Origin of the sequence: Streptomyces sp. NBC_00259 (assembly GCF_036181745.1) — a bacterium.
GTDB classification, from domain to species: Bacteria; Actinomycetota; Actinomycetes; order Streptomycetales; family Streptomycetaceae; genus Streptomyces; species Streptomyces pratisoli.
Genome location: NZ_CP108080.1, coordinates 4,064,673 through 4,085,689, shown reverse-complemented (window position 1 = coordinate 4,085,689; position 21,017 = coordinate 4,064,673). Strand labels below are relative to the sequence as shown.

Genomic DNA, 21,017 nt, shown 5'->3' with positions numbered 1-21,017 from the left:
CGTGCACATCCTCGTCCTCGGCGGTACGACGGAGGCCCGCGCCCTCGCCGAATCGCTGCACGCGGACGGTTCGGGGACACGTGTGACGACATCGCTGGCCGGACGGGTCGCGGCGCCGAGGCTGCCGCCGGGCGAGGTCCGGATCGGCGGCTTCGGCGGGGCGGAGGGCCTCGCCGCCTGGCTGCGCGAGCACCAGGTGGACGTGCTCATCGACGCCACCCATCCTTTCGCCGGAACGATCAGCTTCAACGCGGCGCGCGCCGCGGACCAGGCCCATGTTCCCCTGCTCGCCCTGCGGCGGCCCGGGTGGGCCCCGGTCGCGGGCGACGACTGGCACTTCGCCGACTCCCTGGAGGAGGCGGCGCCGGTCCTCCCGGGGCTGGGCCGACGGGTCTTCCTCACCACCGGCCGCATGGGCCTGGCGGCGTTCGCCGGGCTGGAGGACCTCTGGTTCCTGGTCCGCTCCGTGGACGCCCCACAACCCCCGCACCCGCCCCGGATGCGGATCCTCCTGGACCGCGGCCCCTTCACCCTCGACGGCGAACGGGAACTGCTCCGGCACCACCGCATCGACGTCCTGGTCACGAAGGACAGCGGCGCGGCGGCGACCTCCGCCAAGCTCACCGCCGCCCGCGAGGCGGGCATCCCGGTCCTCGTGGTCCGCCGCCCTCCGGTACCGGAGGGCGTCCCGGTGGCGACGACTCCGGCACAGGCGCTGGCCTGGGTGGCGACGCGGGTGTGACCGCCCCTGCCGGGCCCCGGTGCGGGCGTACTGCTCTCAGTCGGTGCAGGCGTACCGCTCTCACTCGGTGCAGGCGTGCCGGTCGCGGGCCGGGTCGTACAGGTGGCTGTCCCGGAACTGGGACGCCGCCAGCGTGCGGCCCACGATGATCACCGCGGTCTTCGTGATGCCCGCCGCCTTCGTCCGGGACGCGATGTCCTCCAGCGTGCCCCGCAGCACCACCTCGTCCGGGCGGCTGGCCATGGCCACCACCGCGGCCGGGCAGTCGGCGCCGTAGTGCGGCAGCAGCTCCTCGACGACGCGGTCGACGTAACGGGCCGCGAGGTGGAGGACGAGGAGGGCGCCGCTGCGGGCGAGCGTGGGCAGGTCCTCGCCGGGCGGCATGGGCGTGGCCTGCTGGGCGATGCGGGTCAGGATGACGGTCTGGCCGACGGTCGGGACGGTGAGTTCGCGCTTCAGCGCGGCCGCGGCGGCCGCGAAGGCCGGGACGCCCGGGACGACCTCGTACGGGATGCCCGCCGCGTCGAGCCGTCGCATCTGTTCCGCGACGGCGCTGAAGACCGAGGGGTCGCCGGAGTGCAGCCGGGCGACGTCGTCACCCTCCTCGTGGGCACGGACGAACTCCGCGGTGATCGCGTCGAGATCGAGCCGGGCGGTGTCGACGAGGCGCGCGTCCGGGGGACATTCGGCGAGGAGTTCGCGCGGGACGAGGGAGCCCGCGTACAGGCAGACCCGGCAGGACGCGAGCGTCCGCGCGCCGCGCACGGTGATCAGGTCGGCGGCGCCGGGGCCCGCGCCGATGAAGTAGACGGTCATGTGGAGGCTCCATCGGGGGATTTGGTGACGGTCCATTGCGTGACGGGCATCGCCTGGCGCCAGCCGGTGAAGCCGCCGACGGGTACGGCGTGGGCCACCGCGAGCCGTACCAGTTCGCCGCCGTGCCGCCGGTAGCGGTCGGCCAGCAGCGCCTCGGACTCCAGCGTCACGGTGTTCGCGACGAGCCGTCCGCCCTCCGGCAGCGCGTCCCAGCAGGCGTCCAGCAGGCCGGGCGCGGTGAGCCCGCCGCCGATGAACACCGCGTCGGGGGTGGGGAGTCCCGCGAGCCCCGAAGGCGCGGCGGCGGTCACGACCCGCAGGGCCGGCACGCCGAGCGCCTCCGCGTTACGGGCGATGCGTTCGGCCCTGCCCGCGTCTCGTTCGACCGTGATCGCCCGGCACGAACGGTGCGTACGCATCCACTCGATCGCGATCGAGCCGGATCCGCCGCCGATGTCCCACAGCAGTTCCCCGGGCGCGGGCGCGAGCGCGGCGAGCGTCGCGGCCCGCACATGGCGCTTGGTGAGCTGGCCGTCGTTCTCGTACGCCTCGTCCGGCAGTCCGGGGACGGCGCCGAGGCGCAGGGCGCCCGCTGCGCGGACGCACTCGACGGCGATGACGTTGAGCGGGTCGCCGGGCGGGTGGTCCCACCCCTCGGCGGTGCCGGACCGCTCGTGCTCCCGCCCGGAACCCAGCTGTTCCAGCACCCGCAGCCGGCTCGGACCGAAGCCCTTCGCGGTGAGCAGCGCCGCCACCTCGCCCGGGGTCGACGCCCCCGCGCTCAGCACCAGCACCCGGCGCCCGTCGTGCAGCGCGGCGGTGAGCGAGCCGGGCGGCCTGCCGACCAGGGTCACGGTCTCGGTCTCCTCCAGCGGCCAGCCGAGGCGGGCGCAGGCGTACGAGACGGAGGACGGATGCGGCAGGACGCGCAGCGCGCCGGCGCCCGCGATCTCGGCGAGCGTGCGGCCGATGCCGTAGAACATCGGGTCGCCGCTCGCGAGGACCGCCGTGCGCCGTGCTGCGTGCGCGGCGAGCAGACCCGGCACGGCGGGTCTCAGCGGTGACGGCCAGGTGAGCCGCTCGCCCGCGCACTCGGCGGCGGGCAGGAGTCCGAGCTGTCGTGCGCCCCCGATGAGGACGTCGGCGTCGCGCAGGACCGCCCGCGCCGAGGGACTCAGCCCGTCCCAGCCGTCGGCACCGATCCCGACGACGGAAACGGCGGGGTCGGTCGGACGACGGTCGGCACTCACGGACCGTGACTCTACTGTCCGCGCAGGTGGGCGCCAGTGCGCGGGCATGAGACCCCGGTCACCGGCGTGCACGGCCATCAAAGATCATGTAATGGTACGGTAAAGAAATATCCGTTCGGCATCCGTACGGCCCACTGCTCAACTCCTGTACCGCCCCGGGAGGCAGCCATGGGTACACGACGCACTTCCCTGCCGGGCGTCGGCACGCAGTACGACTTCACCACCGAGAGCGGCCGCCACCTCTCCGTCGTCATCCACCAGGACGGCCGCCGCTTCCTCGGGTTCTACTCGGCCGACGACCCCGACGCGTGCGACGCCACCGTGCCGCTCTCACCGGACGAGGCGACCGCGCTCGCCCACCTCATCGACCCGGCCCCCATCGAGGCCGTGCGCACCGACGGGATCGACCTCGTCACCGAGCACATCCCCGTCTCGGCCCGCTCCCCTTACGCGGGGCGGCTGCTCGGCGACACCCGTGCCCGCACCCGCACCGGCGCCTCGATCGTCGCCGTACTGCGCCGGACCAGCGCCCATCCGTCCCCGGGGCCGGACTTCCGGCTCGCGCTCGGGGACACGCTCGTGGTGGTCGGCACCCGGGAGGGGGTGGACTCGCTCGTCGAGATCATCTACGGACCGGATGCCGGGCCCGAGTCCGAGTCCGAGTCCGAGTGCGCATCCGGGTCCGGTCCGGAACACGGACCTGGACCTGGACCTGGAACTGGCCGTGGACCTGAAGCTGGACCTGGACCCGGACCGGAGAGCGGACCCCGGAGCGGACCCGGATCCACCCCCGCGCCGGGAGGCTGACCGTGCACAACACGACCTCCCTGCTCATCGAACTCGGCGCGATCATCCTGACGCTCGGACTGATCGGCCGGTTCGCCGGACGCATCGGGCTCTCCCCGGTACCGCTCTATCTGCTGTCCGGTCTCGCGTTCGGCACGGGCGGCCTGCTGCCGCTCAGCGCCAGCGAGGACTTCATCGCCGCAGGCGCCGAGATCGGCGTGATCCTGCTGCTTCTGCTGCTCGGCCTGGAGTACAGCGCGTCCGAGCTGGTGACGAGCCTGCGCACCCAGTACCCGTCGGGCCTCGTGGACTTCGTCCTCAACGCCCTGCCCGGCGCGGGCGCGGCGCTGCTGCTCGGCTGGGGGCCGGTGGGCGCCGTGGCACTCGCCGGAGTCACCTGGATCTCCTCCTCGGGCGTGATCGCGAAGGTCCTGACGGACCTGGGACGGCTCGGCAACCGCGAGACCCCGGTGATCCTCGGCGTCCTCGTCATCGAGGACCTGTCGATGGCCGTCTATCTGCCCCTGCTCACGGCGCTGCTCGCCGGCCTCGGCCTGGCCGGCGGCAGCATCACTCTGCTGATCGCCGTGGGCACGGTCTCCGTCGTCCTGTACCTCGCGATCCGCCACGGCCGGATGATCAGCCGCGCCGTCTCCTCCGACAACCCGGAGCTGCTGCTCCTGGTGGTGCTGGGTCTCACCCTGCTGGTCGCCGGGCTGGCGCAGGAGCTGCAGGTGTCGGCGGCGGTGGGCGCGTTCCTGGTCGGCATCGCGCTGTCGGGCGAGGTCGCGGAGGGTGCGCGCCGGCTGCTCAGCCCGCTGCGGGACCTCTTCGCGGCGGTCTTCTTCGTCTTCTTCGGGCTGTCGACCGATCCCACCGCGATCCCGCCGGTCCTGCTGCCCGCGCTGCTGCTGGCGCTGGCGACCACCGTCACCAAGATCGCCACCGGCTGGTACGCGGCCCGGCGGGCCGGCATCGGCTCGCGCGGCCGGCTCCGGGCGGGCGGCGCGCTCGTCGCCCGCGGCGAGTTCTCGATCGTCATCGCGGGTCTCGCGGTCGCCGTCGAGCCACGGATCGGGCCGCTCGCCACCGCGTACGTGCTGATCCTGGTGATCCTCGGCCCGCTCACCGCCCGCTGGACGGAGCCCACGGTCCGTCGCGTCCAGTCCTGGCTCCGGCACGGGCCGAGCCCGCTGCCACCGCACGGCACGGCGTGCGAGGCGGCGCCGGACGAGGTCGCGTCGTCGCGGCGGAGCGGCTGATCACTTCCGGGCGTGCTCGCCCACGTAGAAGAGCAGCCAGACGAAGCCCGCGAACGCGTGCGTGGCGAAGACGTACACGAAGACGCGCAGCGCGACGCCGCGCTCCTTCCAGCGCTCGCTGTCGCTCATTCACGGCCTCCTGAGGGGACGGTCACGCCGCCCCAGACTACGGGCGGAATAGAACCCCGGGTCGCCGTCGTTCCCCCCGTACAGTTTAAGGTTCAACCAAATCGAACCCCCTGGAGGCGAGCGCGATGCAGTTCGGGATCTTCACCGTCGGTGACGCGACCACCGATCCGACCAACGGCCGGACCCCGACCGAGAACGAGCGGATCAAGGCGATGGTCGCCATCGCGCTGAAGGCCGAGGAGGTCGGACTCGACGTCTTCGCGACCGGCGAGCACCACAACCCGCCGTTCGTGCCGTCGTCGCCGACCACCATGCTGGGCCACATCGCGGCGCGCACCGAGAACCTGATCCTGTCCACGTCCACGACGCTGATCACCACCAACGACCCGGTGAAGATCGCCGAGGACTACGCGATGCTCCAGCACCTCGCGGACGGCCGGGTCGACCTGATGATGGGCCGCGGCAACACCGGACCGGTCTACCCGTGGTTCGGTCAGGACATCCGTCAGGGCATCCCGCTCGCCATCGAGAACTACGCCCTTCTCCGCAGGCTGTGGCGGGAGGACGTCGTCGACTGGGAGGGCAAGTTCCGTACGCCGTTGCAGGGCTTCACGTCCACGCCGCGGCCGCTGGACGGCGTCCCGCCCTTCGTGTGGCACGGCTCGATCCGCTCGCCGGAGATCGCCGAGCAGGCCGCGTACTACGGCGACGGCTTCTTCCACAACAACATCTTCTGGCCCGCGGAGCACACGAAGCGGATGGTCGAGCTGTACCGCAAGCGGTACGCGCACTACGGGCACGGCACCCCGGAGCAGGCGATCGTCGGCCTCGGCGGACAGGTGTTCATGCGGAAGAACTCGCAGGACGCGGTCCGGGAGTTCCGCCCGTACTTCGACAACGCGCCCGTCTACGGGCACGGCCCGTCGATGGAGGACTTCATCGAGCAGACACCGCTGACCGTCGGCTCCCCTCAGCAGGTCATCGACCGGACCCTCGGCTTCCGGGAGTCCGTGGGCGACTACCAGCGCCAGCTGTTCCTGATGGACCACGCGGGCCTTCCGCTGAAGACCGTCCTGGAGCAGCTCGACATCCTCGGCGAGGAGGTCGTGCCGGTGCTGCGCAAGGAGTTCGCCAACCTGCGGCCCGCCGGGGTCCCCGATGCGCCGGTCCACCCGGCCGTCGCCGCCCGCCGGACCGCCACCACCCCCGACGCCACTCCCGCCACTCCTGCCGCCACTCCCGCCAAGGAGGCCTGACCATGGAGCAGCTGAAGCTCGTCGCCGTATCGGCGGGGCTGAGCAGCCCCTCGTCGACCCGGCTGCTGGCCGACCGGCTGGCGGACGCGGCGCAGGAGCGGCTCGCCGAGCAGGACCGCAAGGTGGAGGTCGAGGTCGTCGAACTCCGCGACCTGGCCACCGCCATCGCCAACAACCTGGTGACCGGCTTTCCGTCGCCCGCACTCGGGGCCGCGATCGACGCGGTGACGGGTGCGGACGGTGTGATCACCGTGACGCCGGTCTTCACGGCCTCGTACAGCGGGCTGTTCAAGTCGTTCTTCGACCTGATCGACCCGCAGGCGCTGACCGGAAAGCCGGTGCTGATCGCGGCCACCGGCGGCACCGCCCGCCACTCGCTCGTCCTCGACCACGCGCTGCGGCCGCTCTTCGCGTATCTGCGGGCGCTGGTCGTACCGACCGCCGTGTACGCGGCGTCGGAGGACTGGGGCTCGGGCGGCGACGAGTACACCGAGGGCCTGCCCGCGCGGATACGCAGGGCCGGCGGTGAACTGGCCGGGCTGATGGTCACCACCCGGGATGCTCGCGACGCACGGGCTGAGGAGTCCGGCGAACTGACGGAGTACGAGCGGCAACTGGCGGACCTGCGCTTCGACTGACGCTCGCGCGTCGCCCGTGAACACGGGGCGAACTCCCCTGACCCGGCAGGGCCCGGCCAGGGCACGGCCCCGCGTCCAACGGAGCCGGGCCCTTGGCGCACACGGGCTCAGCGGGTCACAGCTCCACCACGTCCGCCACCACACACCCCGTGTTGTCCGGTCCGCCCGCCTCGTTGGCCAGCGCGATCAACGCCCGTGCCGCCTCGTCGGGGTCGGCGACCGTCGCCGACACACGGCGCAGCTCCGCCTCGGGGACGACGGTGAAGAGGCCGTCGGTGCACAGGACGTAGCGGTCGCCGGCCTGGGCGTCGTGCAGATGCAGATCGGGGACCGCGGGGGACGGAGCGCCGTCGAGTGCCTTGAGGAGCAGGGCCCGTTGGGGGTGGGAGCGGGCCTCGTCCTCGGTGAGGCTGCCGTCGTCGATCATCGACTGGACGACCGTGTGGTCGTGGGTGATACGGAAGAGCTGCCCGCCGCGCAGCAGATAGGCGCGGGTGTCGCCGATGTGCACCAGGCCGAGCCGGGAGCCCGTCCACAGCAGGGCGGTCAGCGTGGTGCCGGAGTCCGGGAGGTCCTGGACCGCGTGGTTGGCCATCCGGACCGCGTCGGTCAGGAGGTTCAGCAGTTCGCCGGAGTCCGCGGACACGCTCTCCAGCGGGCGGAGCGCGTCGATCGCCGCGCTGCCGGCCCGCGCGCCCCCGCCGCCGTAACCGTCGGCCACGGCGAGCAGACGCGGGCCCGCGTACACGGAGTCCTGGTTGGTGTCACGGACGAGGCCCCGGTCGGAGCGGGCCGCACAACGCAGCCCCAGAGGGGCGTTGAGCTGCGACATCGAATCATCCTTCCCTGCTGTCTCGGTGGACAGCCGGTCGACGAGGAAGGCCGCGAGGTCCCGCCGTGCCGCGGTCTCGGCCTCCACCCGCGCCCAGTAGGCACGGATGTCCCGCGCCGCCGCGTCCGCGTCCGTCGCGTACAGCTCGCAGACGGAGCGGATACGGGCGAGCGGCATGCCGATGCGGCGCAGCCAGGCCACCAGCCGGGCGTGTTCCAGCTGGGCCGGGGCGTAGTAGCGGTAGCCGGTGAACGGGTCGACGTGGACCGGACACAGCAGGCCGTGTTCGTCGTAGCGCCGCAGGGTCTTCGCGGACAGCCGCGAGGCGCGTGCGAACGCTCCGATCGTCAGCAGACCCGTCTCCGGCCCCATGTCCCCGCCCCCCCCGCGTTCCTCCTCGTACCGGGCGCCTCGCCCGGTACGACCGATGCTGGGGCTTCCCCCGCCGGGAAGGTCAACAGCCGGACGTCGTCGAGGAGAGCACGGCGGCGGCCGGTGGTTCCACCCCCGTGGGAGCCACCGGCCGCCGCCCGGTCTCACTTCCGGTTGTAGAGCCGCATCGTGACCGCGCCGAAGCCGATCACGAAGAGCGCGCCCCAGCCCAGCGTCCAGGCGATCTCCGCCGCCGGCCAGTTGCCCGCCATCAGCTCCCGTACCGCCGTGGCCAGATGGGTGACCGGGCTGTTGTTGACGAAGGCCTGCAGCCAGCCCGGCATCGTCTTCGGGTCGACGAAGACGTTGCTCAGGAAGGTCAGCGGGAAGATCACCATCATGCTGACGCCCATCACGGACTTCTCCGTGCGCAGCAGCAGCCCGAACATCGTCCAGATCCAGGAGAAGGCGAAGGAGAAGACGAGCAGCAGCGCGACGCCGAGCAGCACACCGACGAACCCGCCCTCCGGCCGGTAGCCGATGATCACGCCGACCGTCAGCATCACGGCGGACGCGATGACGTAGCGGACCACGTCGCCGAGGAGATACCCGACCATCGGCGCGGGCCGCCAGATCGGCAGCGTACGGAAGCGGTCGAAGACACCCTTGTCGATGTCGGTGTTGATGGCCACGCCCGTGTACATCGTGATCATCACGACGCTCATCACGAGGATGCCCGGCAGCAGGAACTGGATGTACGCGTCGACCGAGCCGGCCAGCGCCCCTCCGAAGAGGTACGTGTACATCAGCACCATCATGATCGGGAACGCCGTGACGTCGAAGAGTTGCTCCGGCACATGCTTGATCTTGAGCATGGCCCGCCAGCCGAAGGTCATCGACGCCGAGAGGGCGCTCGGCCGCGGCGGGCGCTCCTTGGCGACGAGGAGGGCGGCCAGATCCTCGGTTCTCGGGCCGGCGAAGGTGACGTCCTCGGCCTCCTGCGTGGCCGTGGTGCTCATGGTGCTCATGCGGCGGGCTCCTTCTCGGTGGTCTCCGCGTTCTCGGCGTTCGCCGCGGTCCCCGCGGTCCCCGTGTCGGGCCTGCGGTCGGTGAGGGCGAGGAAGACCTCGTCCAGGCTGGGCTGGCCCAGCGAGAAGTTGTCGACGGTGATGCCCTCCCGGGCCAGTTCGGCCAGTGCCGAAGCGGCCTGTTCCGCGGCGCCGAGCTCCGTGCCGTGGCCGTTGACCCGGGCCGTGAGGGCGACCGGGTCCGGGTCGAGCTGGACCGTCGCGTTCAGTGCGACGGTCAGGACGCGCTCGGCGTCCGGGCGCTGGTGGGCGTCGCGCAGCCGGACGTGGACGGCGCCCGAGCCGACCGACGCCTTCAGCTCGCCCTTGGTGCCCTCGGCGATCACCCTGCCGTGGTCGATGACGGCGATACGGGACGCCAGCTGGTCGGCCTCGTCCAGATACTGCGTGGTCAGCAGCACCGTCGTGCCCTGGGCCACGACGGCCCGCACGATGTCCCAGACCTGGTTGCGGCTGCGCGGGTCGAGTCCGGTCGTCGGCTCGTCCAGGAACAGCAGGTCGGGCGTGCTGAGGATGGACGCGGCGATGTCGATACGGCGCCGCATACCGCCCGAGTAGTTCTTCACCTGGCGGTCGGCGGCGTCGGACAGCCCGAAGGCGCTCAGCAGCTGGGCGGCGCGGTCCCGCGCGGCCGGCTTGCCGTGGCCGAGCAGCCGGCCGAGCAGCAGCAGGTTCTCGGTGCCGGTCAGGTCCTCGTCGACCGAGGCGTACTGCCCGGTCAGGCTGACCCTGCCGCGTACGGCGTCGGCGTCCTTCAGCACGTCGTGGCCGAAGACCCGCGCCTCACCGCCGTCCGGTCTCAGCAGGGTGGCCAGCACCTTCACCGTGGTCGTCTTGCCCGCTCCGTTCGGGCCCAGGAGGCCGTAGACGGTGCCGGCGGGGACGCGGAGGTCGACGCCGTCGACGGCCCGGTTGTCGCCGAACACCTTCACCAGGCCGGTCGTCTCGATGGCCAGATCTGTACTCATCGGTTCCTTCGGTTCCTTCGCTGAAGCGGACGCGAAAAGGGCTTCCAAGGGGTACAGACTGGTGCTGCCCCGAAAACTCACCGCATGGCAGGACACGATGGCACGCCGGACCCGGCACGTCACGACATGACGAGGCACGGCGACCGGACCGTGATCCGGCGGCCGCGCCTCGCAGGGCACAGCTGATCAGGGGCAGGGCGGGGACAGCGGCGGGGTCAGTCCTCGTGCACGTAGAAGGTGTAGAACATCACGCAGAACGTCGCCGCCGCGATGATCACGGACAGGACGATCGCCGTGAGGACGCTGTCCCCGGACAGGCTGTTCAGATAGCCGACCGCGACGCCGACGAGCGCCGCGTACGCCACCGCGCGAAGCCCTCGCGGCAGGAGGTGCTGATAGCGGCCGAGCGCATAGCAGAGCCCTGCCAGCACCAGGCAGGAGATGAGCCCGATCGCGAACTGCGCGCCTGCGGACTCTCCGGACGTACGGGCGATGAAGGACGTGTAGAGGCCGTAGAGGACTCCGATCACGACCGGCAGCGCGATGCCGAGGGATCCGAGGTGCCGCGCGGGCACCGTCGTGTGGGCCATGGCAGAGCTCCTTCCGCTCCATCCACTTCTCCATCCACCAGCGGACACCCGCACGGCCGCCGCGGCAAGTGGATCAGGCCCTGACCCGCGGCCGGAGGCTGATCCGGCTACGAGGCCAGGGCGGCCAGCTGCCGCAGCGCCCGCGCCAGCTCCTCCTCCGGTGGCGAGGCCAGCCCGATCCTGACCGCGTCCGGCGCCGAGCGCGCACCGGACGCGAAGGCCGATCCTGGCGTCACCGCGACCCCGCGTTCCGCCGCGGCCGCGACGAACGTCTCGGCACGCCATGGCGCGGGAAGCCGCCACCAGCAGAAATACGCCCGCGGATCGGTGCTGATGTCGAAGCCGCCCAGCACCTGGCGCACCAGCCGGTGGCGCGCCGCCGCATCGGCCCGCTTGGCCGCGACCACCGCTTCGACGACGCCCGTCCCGCTCCATCGCGCCGCCGCCGCCAGCGCGAACCCGGCCGCGCTCCAGCCACCCGAGCGCAGGGCCCGGGCCAGCGCCTCCCGGTACGCGGCGGGCGGGACGAGGTAGCCGACGGTCAGCCCGGGTGCGAGCCGCTTGGAGAGGCTGTCCACCAGCAGGGTGCGTTCGGGCGCGTGCGCGACGAGCGGCGCCGGGGCGTCCGGCGCGAGGAACGCCCAGGTGGTGTCCTCGACCGCGACGAGCCCCGTCGACTCCAGCACCTCCGCGACGGCGGCCCGCCGCGCCGCGCCCGCGGTCACGGCCAGCGGATTGTGCAGGGTCGGCTGGACGTAGACGGCGGAGAGCGCGGCCGTGCGGTGCGCCGTGGCGAGCGCGTCGGGCCGTATACCCTCCGCGTCGGTCGCGATCGGGACGAGGACGGCACCGAGCCGTTCGGCGATCGTCTTGACCAGCGGATACGTCAGTGTCTCGACGCCGAGCCGGCCGCCGGGCGGCACCAGTGCGGAGAGGGCGCCCGCGATCGCCTGGCGCCCGTTGCCCGCGAAGAGGATCCGCTCGGGGCAGGGGGTCCAGCCGTTCCTGGCGAGCACGGCGGCCGCGGCGGCACGCGCTTCGGGGGTGCCGTCGGGAGCCGTCGGCCGGGTCGCCACGGCGAGGACGTCGGGGCGGGCCAGGGCGGCGAGTTCCCGCGCCATCAGTTCCGACTGACCGGCCACGACCGGATAGTTGAGCTCCAGGTTGACCGGCGCGCCGCCGGTCGCCTCGGTGAGCGCGGTTCCCGGCGGCGCGGACGCCCCGTGCTCCGCGGGCGCCGCGCGGACGAACGTCCCCCGCCCCACCTCGCCCACGACGAGCCCTCGCCGCACCAGTTCGCCGTAGACCCTTATCGCCGTGGACGGAGCGATCCGGCGTCCGCGTGCGTACGTCCGCTGCGGCGGCAGCCGGTCGCCGGGCCGGAGCCGGCCGGCCGCGATGTCGGCCGCGATCTCGTCGGCGAGCCGTCTGAAGTCCTGCACCGTGCACCCCCGTCAGCATTGCACCGAGAGCAAAGATCTTATTGCACCGACAAGTTGGGGCGCCTAGCCTCGTGACCATGCCCTCCGCACTCATCGACGCCCCGGCCACCGGTCACGAACCCCTGGTCGTCGGCTACGAGGACAAGGGTTCCGGTCCCGCCCTGGTCCTCGTCCACGGCCACCCCTTCGACCGCACCATGTGGGCGCCGCAGCTCGCGGCCTTCTCCGCCACGCACCGGGTCGTCACTCCCGACCTGCGCGGCTACGGCACCTCGTCCGTCGTCCCCGGCGTCACCCTGCTCGGCGACTTCGCCACCGATCTGGCCGCGCTGCTCGACCACCTCGGCATCCGGCGCTTCGTCCTCGGCGGCCTCTCCATGGGCGGCCAGATCGCGATGGAGTGCTACCGCCTCTTCCCGGAACGGATCGCCGGACTGGTGCTCGCCGACACCTTCCCCGCCGCCGAGACCGACGAGGGCAGGGCGCGGCGCAACGCCATGGCGGACCGGTTGCTCGCGGAGGGGATGCGCGGATACGCGGACGAGGTACGGGACCGGATGGTCGCCCCGTACAACACCGCGGCCTCGGAGACCGTCCACCGGATGATGCTCGCGGCGCCGCCGGAGGGCGCGGCGGCCGCGCTGCGCGGGCGGGCCGAGCGGCCCGACTACCGCGCGTTGCTCACCGGGGTCGCGGTGCCGGCGCTGGTGGTCGTGGGCCGGGACGACGCGTACACCCCGGTGGCGGACGCCGAGGCGATGCACGCGGCCCTCCCTGACTCGACGCTCCGCGTCATCGAGGGGGCCGCCCATATGCCGAACCTGGAGCGGCCCGAGGAGTTCAACGCGGCACTGCGGGCGTACCTCGAACGGCTCAACTGAAATATCCGATATACGCCGTCTGAACCATGCTGGCGCCATGAGCCAGAACACTGCACCGAGTGCACCCCGGAGTGCCGGCCCGAACACCCACACCGGCTGGGCGGCGGGCGGCACGCTCTTCGCCGGCGTCCTGATGATGGTCACCGGCATCATCAGCATCTTCGAGGGCATCGCCGGCATCGCCGAGGACGAGGTCTACACCAGGGTCGGCAACTACGTCTTCTCCTGGGACCTGACCGCCTGGGGCTGGGTCCATCTGATCCTCGGGATCCTCGTGGGGATCACCGGCTGGGGAATCCTGAAGAACATGGAATGGGCACGGTATACGGGTGTCGCCCTGGCGTCGCTCAACATCATCGTCCAGTTCCTGTTCCTGCCGTACCAGCCGGTGTGGGCGATCTTCTCGATGGCGATCTCGGTGTTCATCATCTGGGCACTGATCACCACCGAGTCCCGCACCACGGCCTGAGCGTCCGGCACCGGATCGCCGTCGGCCGCGATCAACGGCCGACGGCCGGCGCCGCCCGCCGTCAGTCGCCGCCCGCCAGCAGGTCGAACTCGTGCGCGTCGTGCGACGAGAAGATCCTGACCAGCCGCGGATGGGCGCGGCGCAGCTCCATCAGCCGCTCCAGCTGACCCAGCCGCTGTTCGTGGTCGTCGGCGACGAGCCGCTGGTGGAGCGCGAGCGCGCGGGGGCAGCGCGGGCGGCGGAGATCGGTCTCGCCGTGGAAGAAGTACGCGTCGCCCGCGTGCAGCAGCCAGCGGTCCGGCTCCTGGACGGCGACCGCGCTGTGCCCCCGGGTGTGGCCGGGCAGCGGCACCAGCATGATGTCGGGGGACCGCAGCACCCGGGACGCGGGGAAGCCCAGCCAGTGCGAGTCGGCGGCGTCATGGACGACCCAGTCGACGCCGTGCGCCCACTGGGCGGGCAGATAGCGGTTCGCCTCCAGGCGCGTGTCGCGGCGCATCGCGGCCCGGTACTCGTCGGCCATCACATGGACGCGTGCGTGCGGGAAGTCGGCGAGGCCGCCCGCGCGATCCAGGTCGAGATGGGTCATGACGATGTCCCGTACGTCGTACGGGTCGTAACCCAGTGCCCGGACCTGGTGCACCGCCGTACGGGACAGATCGAGCACCGGCCGCATCGTGTGGCGGAAGAGCGCGCCGAGGCGCCGGGGGTCGGAGACCTCGGCGGCGCCGATGCCGGTGTCGACGAGGACGAGACCGCTGCCGGTCGCGATCAGCATGCAGTGGGCGACGAGCGGTTCGGCGCCCAGGGGGCGCATGGGCGCGCAGTCGAGGTGATGGATGGTGAAGGCGGAGCGTCGCTGGCGGGTCGGGGTCGTGCGCACAGACATCTGTGCCTCCTGCTCACAGGGGGATACCCGGCGCGAGACGGCCGGGCTGGGAGAGGATGGTGGCCGTGCTGTTGTGCTCGGCGAACCGGTTGCTCGTGGCTCCGGTCCTGAAAGGCGCTCGTGCGGACGGCCCCGTCGTGCGCGGCCGATCCGTCCGACATCTCGCCCTGCCTCCACAGCAGTTGCGCCACTTACACCGTAAGTACGAGACAGGAGCGAAGCACTTACGCTGTAAGTCGTCAAGCGTTACCGCGCGTAGCCACCCGAAAGAGGAGCCGTTGTCCATGGCGCAGCGATCGAGACCCGAAGTCCCCGGCCCCCGGGAGCCCTTGAGCCGGGACCGGATCGTCGGCGCGGCACTCGTGATCATCGACGAGGAAGGCATGGACGCCCTGTCCATGCGGCGGATCGCTGCCCGGCTCGGCGTCCAGGCGATGTCGCTCTACAACCATGTGCGGAGCAAGGACGACATCCTCGACGGGGTCACGGAGTTCATCACCACGGACATGCACATGCCGCAGCGGATGACGGGCAGCTGGGAGGACGGCATCCGCTCCATCGCGTACGGCTTCCGGCAGGCGTCGCTGCGCCACCCGCGCGCCTGCGAACTGGTCCTCATGCGCCAGCTGTCCACACCGACGGCGCTCGCGCCCGTGGACACGATGATCGCCATGATGCTCGACCACGGCTTCGACGAGGAGACCGCGGTGCACGCGCTGCGGCTGTTCATCTCCTTCCAGGTCGGCACGCTGCTGCGGCAGTTCCACAGCACGTCGGGACCCGTCGGCGACGACAAGGACGGGGCGGAGCGGGAGAGCGTCCGCAGCGCGTACTTCGCGGCCTCCGGCTTCCCCGCGGTGGCGAAGGTCGCGCCGATCCTCGCGGTGAACGACCACGAGGCCGAGTTCGCCTTCGGAGTGGAACTGCTGATCACGGCGCTGCGGGAACTCGCCCCGGTGGGACAGGACTGAACCGGGCCCGGCCCGCTGTGCCACCGGCCGAGTGGCCGAACGGATGGCGGTACCGCAGTCTGGGCGTATGAGACCAGGCCATGGCATACGCAACGCCGTCATGGCCGCCGTGACCGCGGTGGTGGTCACGGCGGGGATGACCGGCTGTTCCGACACTGACGAGACACCCAAGTCCGCGGCGTCCAAGGCGGGCGCGGCCATCGAGTCCGCGACGGCCGCGGCGGCGTCCGAGATGGCCAAGGTCAAGGGCGGCCTCAACGCCGCGACGGACGTCAAGGCTGGACCCACGACGCCGGACGGCGACCGCGTCACCTCGGAGATCACGGCGACGAACCCGACCGGGGAGGCCACGGACTACACGGTCCTGGTGAACTGGAAGGACAGCGACGGGAATCTGCTCGACGCGACCGTCGTCTCCATCGACGGCGTCCCGGCGGGCGGCACGAAGTCGGCGACGGCCCGCAGCAACAGGAGCCTCACGGGCACTCCGGCGGCGGACATCGGGAAAGCGGTACGGCACTGACGGCACCGGCGCCGGCCGTCCCCACCGCCGGACGCACGGACGAGCTCCGGCCCCCGCCCGGTGACCGGGGCCGGCCGGTGCGACCGGGGGAAGCGGGCACGGCCCGACGAACTCTTCCGGCGGCTGGGGCGTTGGCTTGGCATGGGGCCTGGAACGGGATGGCGGCGCGTCGCCGCGTGGGCCGGTGGGCTGATGCTCGGCGCGGTGTCCGTGGTCGTCGGATGCCGGATCGCCGGTGTCGACGGATGCACGCCCGTGCCGCAGCTGCTCGCTTTCCTGCCGTGGCTGCTGGTGCCCGCCGGGCTCGGCCTCGGTCTCGCCCTGTTCGCCCGGCGGCACGTGCTCATCGCGTGGGCGCTCGTCGTGCTCGCCGCGACCGGCTGGTACGTCCAGCCGTACGGACCGGAGCCCGGCCCGCCGCGCGGCCCGGTCGTCGCCCGGCTGGAAGTGCTCACCGCCAACGTCGAGTTCGGTCGGGCCACGCCCGGTCTGATCGCCGCCGTCCGGCGCGAGAAGCCGGACCTCGTCTTCGTCCAGGAGTGCGACCGCGCCTGCGCCGCCGCGCTCGACGCCGCGATCCCGCGCGCCGACTACCCCTACCGCAACGTCGTCGAGGGCGATCTCGCCGCCGGGTCCGCGATCCTCTCCGCCCACCCGCTCAGCGACACCGCCGGAATCCCGGGCATCCTCGCCATGCCGGGCGCCGAGGCGAGGATCGGCGGGCGCACGGTCCGGCTGCAGCTCGCGCATCCCCTGCCGCCCGTCCCCGGCGGGCTCGGCTCCTGGCGCGAGGATCTCCGCCGCGTGCGGGCCTACGCGGCGACGGGCCGGGGGACACCGACGATCCTCGCGGGCGACTTCAACGCCGGTCAGGACCACGCCGCCTTCCGCGACGTCCTCGACTCCGGCGGCCTGTACGACAGCGCCCGGCTCGGCGGCGCGTTCCGGACCCCGTCCTGGCCGGCCACCACACCCGCACCGCTCGGCACACAGATCGACCATGTGCTGGTGAGCGATGATTTCGACGTACGCGATGCCCGGTTCCTCGACCTCTCCGGCACCGACCACCGCGCACTGCTCGTCGGCCTCGCACTGCACGGGGGGTGACATGAGGGAACGATCACGGCTGGCCCCACCGCCCTGGCTGGTGTCCGGGCTGCGCCCGCAGACCGCCCCGGTCAACTGGGCCGCCGTCGCCCGCGCCTGCGTCGCGATGTCGGCACCGCTGGCCGTGGGCTTCGCCATGGACCGGCCCGCGTACGGGGCACTGGTGTCGATGGGCGCACTGTCCGGGGTCATCGGCGACACCGCCGACGCCTACCGGATGCGGATCTTCAACATCGCCGTACCGCAGCTCTTCGGCGCGATCGGCGTCACGCTCGGCACGCTCGTGTACGGCGAGGGGTGGCTCGCGGTCGGCGTGCTCACCCTCGTCGCGCTCGTCTCCGGCATGATCTCGTCGATCGGCGCGGTCGCCTCCGTGTCCGGACTGCTGCTCCTGCTCAACGCGGTGGTCGGGGCGGGCCTCCCGCTGCCCAGCCCCTGGTGGAAGGCCCCGCTGCTGCTCGGCCTCGGCGGCATGGTCGTCCTCGCCCTCGCCCTCCTCGGCTGGCCGCTGCGCGGCGGGGTGCCCGAGCGGGCGGCGGTCGCCGGCGCCTACCGGGCGGTCGCGGATCTGCTGGCCGCGGCCGGCAGTGACGCCTACGACGAGCGCCGCCAGGACGTCACCCAGTCCCTCAACACCTCCTACGACCTCGTTCTCGCCCGCCGCACCCGCGACCACGGCCGGAATCCGACCCTCGTACGGCTGCTGGCCCAGCTCAACGCCGTCATCCCGGTCGTCGAGGCCGCCCCGGCCGCCCATCAGCGCGGCAGACCCCTGCCCGAGGCGATCCCCGCGGTGGTGCGGGCGCTGGCGGACGCGGTCGAGCAGGGCAGGACCGACCTGCCCTGTCCGGACCTGCCGCGGCCCGCCACCCCGACCGAGCGTGCCGTCGACGACGCCCTGCGGCACGCGGCGACCGTCGTCCAGGAGACCGACCCCGATCCGTACAACGTGGACGACCGCCTCGGCCGCCCCGCCGCGCTGCGCATCCGGATCCGCCGCACGGCCCGCAGCGCGCTGCTCTCCGAGGCGTCGTGGCGGTACGGGCTGCGGCTCGCGCTCTGCATCGGCATCGCCCAGGCGCTGGTCTCGCTGGTCGTGGTGGACCGCTCCTACTGGATCGCGCTCACCGTCACCTTCGTCCTCAAACCGGACTTCGGGTCGGTCTTCTCCCGGGCCGTGGCACGCGGGCTGGGCACGGCGGCGGGGCTGGTGGTGGCGGCGGCCGTGCTGGCGGAGGTGCCCCGCGGCTGGTGGGACGTGCCGGTGATGATGGTGCTGGCGGCACTGATCCCGGCGTTCACGGCGAAGGGGTACGCGTTCCAGACCGCGGCGATCACACCGGTGATCCTGCTGCTCTCCGACCTGCTGAACCGCCAGGGCATCGGCCTGATCAGACCGCGTCTGGTGGACAGTCTCATCGGCTGCGCGATCGCGCTGATCGTGGGCTATCTGCTCTGGCCGGAGAGCTGGCACACCCGCATCGGCGACCGGCTCGCGGACACCGTCGACGCGGCGGCGCGGTATGTGGAGCTGGCCTTCGGCCGGGACGGCGACCAGGTCGAGCGGGTGCGGTCCCGGCGGCGGCTGTACCGGGACCTGTCGGCGGTGCGGTCGGAGTTCCAGCGGGCGCTGACCGAGCCGCCCCCGACGGGGACGCGGGCGGCCGCGTGGTGGCCGCTCGTCGTCGCGGTCGAGCGGATCGCGGACGCGACGACCGCGGCGAGGGTGCGGGTGGACCACGGGGCGCCGCCGCCGGCGGCGGCCGAGGTCACGGCGGTGGTGGGCGAGCTGCGGGCGCTCGCGGACGGGATCCGTTCCAGCGAGGAGCTCGTCGAGGTGCGCGCGGATCTGAAGGGCGACGACGAGAGCGTCGTCGAACCCCTGCGCCAGGAGGTCACAGCGGCCCGCGCGATCGCCTCACCCCGGCCCTGACCGCCTCGCCCGGCCCTGACCGACTGGCCCCGCCCCGACCTGCGCCGCTGCGGTCACGCGCCGCGTCGGTCACGCGTCGCGGCCGTGGAGGCGGTCCAGGTCCCTGCGCTCGCGCTTCGTCGGGCGGCCGGTGCCGCGGTCGCGGACGCCCATGGGGGCCGTGAGCTCGCGCGGCGGAGGCGGCGGCGAGTTGTCCACGTAGCACTGGACCGCCGCCGGGGCGCCGACCCGTTTGCGGATGATGCGGGAGACGGTGACGATCCGCTCGCGGCCCGCGTGGAAGAGCCGCACCTGGTCCCCCGCCTTCAGCGCGTGCGCGGGCTTGACGCGCTCGCCGTTCACCCGGACATGACCGGCGCGGCAGGCCGCCGCCGCCTGGGAGCGTGTCTTGGTGAGCCGCACGGACCAGATCCAGCTGTCGACCCGTACGGTCCCTTCCGTGCCCCCCGGGGTCCCTGCTTCATCCGCCATACCGACGAGAGTACGGGGGGACGACTACGATGCGCTTCCGTCTCCCGTTGCGGAACAACCCCTTCAGCGCGGCCGACGACTCTGATCCATCGCCACATGCCCTGCCACACAAGGACATTCGATGAGCAGCAACTCCGGCAGAGGGCTCCAGCCCAACGTCCTCGGTACGTTCGACACCATCGTGATGGCGGTCGCCGGGAGCGCCCCCGCGTACTCGCTCGCGGCGACCACCGCCGTCCTGGTCGGGGCCGTCGGCCTGGCCGCCCCCGCCGCACTGCTGTACTGCGCGATACCCATGCTCGGCATCGTCCTGGCCTTCAGCCGTCTCGGCCGGATCGACGTCAACGCGGGAGCCAGCTACTCCTGGGTGGGCCGGACCCTCCACCCGTTCCTGGGCTTCATCTCCGGCTGGGCGCTGGTCGTCTCCGCGACGATCTTCATGGTGGCGGGCTCGCTTCCGGCCGGCGCGATGACCCTCGCCCTCTTCGACCCGGGCCTCGCCGGCAACACCGCGCTCGCCACGGCCGTCGGCGCCTGCTGGTTCCTGGTGATGCTGCTGGTGGTCCTCGGCGGCGCCCGGCTGACCGTACGGGCCCAGCTGCTCATGTCCGGGGTCGAGATCCTGCTCCTGCTGCTCTTCCTGCTCGCCGCCCTGCTGCACAAGGGCTCCGCGATCTCCTTCGACTGGTCCTGGCTGGGCTTCTCCCACTTCGACGGGGCGTCCGGATTCGCCTCGGGTGCGCTGATCGCCGCGTTCTACTACTGGGGCTGGGACGTCACGAGCAACCTCAGCGAGGAGACCCGCAACAGCCGCAGGACCGCCGGACTCGCCGCCCTCGTCGGCGTCGGCGTGGTCCTCCTCCTCTTCGTGGCGTTCACGGTCGCGGTCAACGTCATCCTCACCTCGGAGCAGATCAAGGCGGGCAGCGGAAACGTCCTCGGTGTGCTCGGTGACGAGATCTGGCCGGGCGTCGGCGGAAAGCTGCTGATCATCGCGGTGCTGCTGTCGACGGTCGCCACCCTGGAGACCACGCTCATCCAGGTCACGCGCTCGCTGTTCGCGATGGGCCGCGACCGTACGATGCCTGCCGCGCTCGGCTCGGTGCACCCCCGCTGGAACACGCCCTGGGTGGCGATCGGCGTGGTCGGCGTGGTCGCGCTGGTGATGTTCGTCGCCGCGACCGCGCTCGGCACGGTCGGCGACATCCTGTCCGACGCGGTCAGCGCGATCTCGCTGCAGATCGCGGTCTACTACGGGCTCGCGGGCCTCGCCGCGGTCGCCGCGTACCGCCGGATGCTGCTGACGTCCGTGAAGAACTTCCTGCTCGGCGGGGCGTGGCCGCTGCTCGGCTCGGCCTTCATGTTCTGGATCTTCTTCGAGTCGCTGGGGGAGCTGAGCACGGCCTCGATCGCGATCGGCCTCGGCGGGCTGGTCGTCGGTGTGGTGCCGATGCTCTGGTACTGGCGGCAGGGGAGTACGTACTACCGGCCGGCGAAACTGGACGCGGCCCGGTCGATCGAGGCGGAGGTGCCCTACGCCGGTGCCGCGCCGGGCCCGCGCGACGCCATGGCCACGGACTTCTGACGGCAGAAAGCAGGCAG

The 21,017-nt window shown here is 72.4% G+C and carries 21 protein-coding genes and 1 pseudogene; 12 read left to right on the top strand and 10 right to left on the bottom strand.

Annotated features, from left to right (window positions below; translation table 11 throughout):
* The first annotated feature begins 1 nt into the window (after nt 1).
* Nucleotides 2–742: a cobalt-precorrin-6A reductase gene (locus OG766_RS18370; protein WP_266380639.1), complete on the top strand. Its 741-nt coding sequence runs from the start codon at nt 2–4 to the stop codon at nt 740–742.
* Between the two features lie 60 nt (nt 743–802).
* On the opposite strand, the gene cobM is transcribed toward OG766_RS18370, so the two are convergent.
* Nucleotides 803–1,558 (bottom strand): precorrin-4 C(11)-methyltransferase, encoded by a 756-nt coding sequence (gene cobM / locus OG766_RS18365; RefSeq protein ID WP_266380637.1) that lies wholly within the window; start codon nt 1,556–1,558, stop codon nt 803–805.
* The gene (gene cbiE, locus OG766_RS18360; protein WP_328725786.1) at nt 1,555–2,808 is read right to left on the bottom strand and encodes a precorrin-6y C5,15-methyltransferase (decarboxylating) subunit CbiE; all 1,254 of its coding nucleotides are present in this window, start codon (nt 2,806–2,808) and stop codon (nt 1,555–1,557) included. Before cbiE ends, cobM begins: the two co-directional genes overlap by 4 nt.
* Nucleotides 2,809–2,976: 168 nt before the next feature.
* Between cbiE and OG766_RS18355 the strand changes: the two are divergent.
* Both OG766_RS18355 and OG766_RS18350 read left to right on the top strand, forming a co-directional pair.
* A pseudogene (locus OG766_RS18355) lies at nt 2,977–3,435 on the top strand (cation:proton antiporter regulatory subunit); the annotation flags it as partial.
* A gap of 182 nt (nt 3,436–3,617) precedes the next feature.
* Nucleotides 3,618–4,856, top strand: a complete 1,239-nt coding sequence (locus OG766_RS18350; protein ID WP_266380633.1) for a cation:proton antiporter — start codon at nt 3,618–3,620, stop codon at nt 4,854–4,856.
* Here the strand turns inward: OG766_RS18350 and OG766_RS18345 are convergent, their stop codons facing one another.
* Nucleotides 4,857–4,985: a DUF6126 family protein gene (locus OG766_RS18345; protein WP_266380630.1), complete on the bottom strand. Its 129-nt coding sequence runs from the start codon at nt 4,983–4,985 to the stop codon at nt 4,857–4,859. It abuts the gene before it with no gap.
* A gap of 125 nt (nt 4,986–5,110) precedes the next feature.
* Here OG766_RS18345 and OG766_RS18340 point away from each other — a divergent pair, with 125 nt between their 5' ends.
* Entirely contained in the window at nt 5,111–6,241 is a 1,131-nt protein-coding gene (locus OG766_RS18340) for an LLM class flavin-dependent oxidoreductase (RefSeq protein ID WP_266380627.1), read from the top strand.
* 2 nt (nt 6,242–6,243) lie between these two features.
* Nucleotides 6,244–6,879 carry an FMN reductase gene (locus tag OG766_RS18335; protein WP_266380625.1) on the top strand — a complete coding sequence of 212 codons (636 nt, stop codon included), beginning with the start codon at nt 6,244–6,246 and terminating at the stop codon, nt 6,877–6,879.
* A gap of 115 nt (nt 6,880–6,994) precedes the next feature.
* On the opposite strand, the gene OG766_RS18330 is transcribed toward OG766_RS18335, so the two are convergent.
* From OG766_RS18330 to OG766_RS18310, 5 genes are all read right to left on the bottom strand, one after another.
* Nucleotides 6,995–8,083, bottom strand: a complete 1,089-nt coding sequence (locus OG766_RS18330) for a MerR family transcriptional regulator (RefSeq protein WP_328725785.1) — start codon at nt 8,081–8,083, stop codon at nt 6,995–6,997.
* Nucleotides 8,084–8,247: 164 nt separating this feature from the next.
* The gene (locus tag OG766_RS18325) at nt 8,248–9,102 is read right to left on the bottom strand and encodes an ABC transporter permease (RefSeq protein ID WP_266384252.1); all 855 of its coding nucleotides are present in this window, start codon (nt 9,100–9,102) and stop codon (nt 8,248–8,250) included.
* A gap of 5 nt (nt 9,103–9,107) precedes the next feature.
* Entirely contained in the window at nt 9,108–10,139 is a 1,032-nt protein-coding gene (locus tag OG766_RS18320; RefSeq protein WP_266380621.1) for an ATP-binding cassette domain-containing protein, read from the bottom strand.
* Between the two features lie 215 nt (nt 10,140–10,354).
* The gene (locus OG766_RS18315) at nt 10,355–10,729 is read right to left on the bottom strand and encodes a hypothetical protein (RefSeq protein ID WP_266380616.1); all 375 of its coding nucleotides are present in this window, start codon (nt 10,727–10,729) and stop codon (nt 10,355–10,357) included.
* 107 nt (nt 10,730–10,836) lie between these two features.
* On the bottom strand, nt 10,837–12,171 hold the full coding sequence (locus OG766_RS18310; protein ID WP_328725784.1) for an aminotransferase-like domain-containing protein: 1,335 nt from the start codon (nt 12,169–12,171) through the stop codon (nt 10,837–10,839).
* Between the two features lie 77 nt (nt 12,172–12,248).
* Here OG766_RS18310 and OG766_RS18305 point away from each other — a divergent pair, with 77 nt between their 5' ends.
* Nucleotides 12,249–13,052 (top strand): alpha/beta fold hydrolase, encoded by an 804-nt coding sequence (locus OG766_RS18305; RefSeq protein WP_266380606.1) that lies wholly within the window; start codon nt 12,249–12,251, stop codon nt 13,050–13,052.
* A gap of 37 nt (nt 13,053–13,089) precedes the next feature.
* On the top strand, nt 13,090–13,521 hold the full coding sequence (locus tag OG766_RS18300) for a DUF7144 family membrane protein (protein ID WP_266380602.1): 432 nt from the start codon (nt 13,090–13,092) through the stop codon (nt 13,519–13,521).
* 61 nt (nt 13,522–13,582) lie between these two features.
* On the opposite strand, the gene OG766_RS18295 is transcribed toward OG766_RS18300, so the two are convergent.
* Nucleotides 13,583–14,410, bottom strand: a complete 828-nt coding sequence (locus OG766_RS18295) for an MBL fold metallo-hydrolase (protein ID WP_266380597.1) — start codon at nt 14,408–14,410, stop codon at nt 13,583–13,585.
* A gap of 284 nt (nt 14,411–14,694) precedes the next feature.
* Here OG766_RS18295 and OG766_RS18290 point away from each other — a divergent pair, with 284 nt between their 5' ends.
* The 4 genes from OG766_RS18290 (at nt 14,695) to OG766_RS18275 (ending at nt 18,944) form a co-directional block, all read left to right on the top strand.
* On the top strand, nt 14,695–15,381 hold the full coding sequence (locus tag OG766_RS18290) for a TetR/AcrR family transcriptional regulator C-terminal domain-containing protein (protein WP_328725783.1): 687 nt from the start codon (nt 14,695–14,697) through the stop codon (nt 15,379–15,381).
* A gap of 67 nt (nt 15,382–15,448) precedes the next feature.
* Nucleotides 15,449–15,904: a hypothetical protein gene (locus OG766_RS18285; RefSeq protein ID WP_328725782.1), complete on the top strand. Its 456-nt coding sequence runs from the start codon at nt 15,449–15,451 to the stop codon at nt 15,902–15,904.
* A 141-nt stretch (nt 15,905–16,045) separates the two neighbouring features.
* Entirely contained in the window at nt 16,046–17,011 is a 966-nt protein-coding gene (locus OG766_RS18280; RefSeq protein ID WP_328725781.1) for an endonuclease/exonuclease/phosphatase family protein, read from the top strand.
* Between the two features lies 1 nt (nt 17,012).
* A complete protein-coding gene (locus OG766_RS18275) occupies nt 17,013–18,944 on the top strand; it encodes an FUSC family protein (protein ID WP_328725780.1) in 1,932 nt (643 codons plus the stop codon).
* Nucleotides 18,945–19,013: 69 nt separating this feature from the next.
* Here OG766_RS18275 and OG766_RS18270 read toward each other — a convergent pair whose 3' ends face one another.
* Nucleotides 19,014–19,415, bottom strand: a complete 402-nt coding sequence (locus OG766_RS18270; RefSeq protein ID WP_266380580.1) for an RNA-binding S4 domain-containing protein — start codon at nt 19,413–19,415, stop codon at nt 19,014–19,016.
* Nucleotides 19,416–19,536: 121 nt separating this feature from the next.
* Between OG766_RS18270 and OG766_RS18265 the strand changes: the two genes are divergently transcribed.
* The gene (locus tag OG766_RS18265) at nt 19,537–21,000 is read left to right on the top strand and encodes an APC family permease (RefSeq protein WP_266380577.1); all 1,464 of its coding nucleotides are present in this window, start codon (nt 19,537–19,539) and stop codon (nt 20,998–21,000) included.
* The last annotated feature ends 17 nt before the right edge of the window (nt 21,001–21,017 follow it).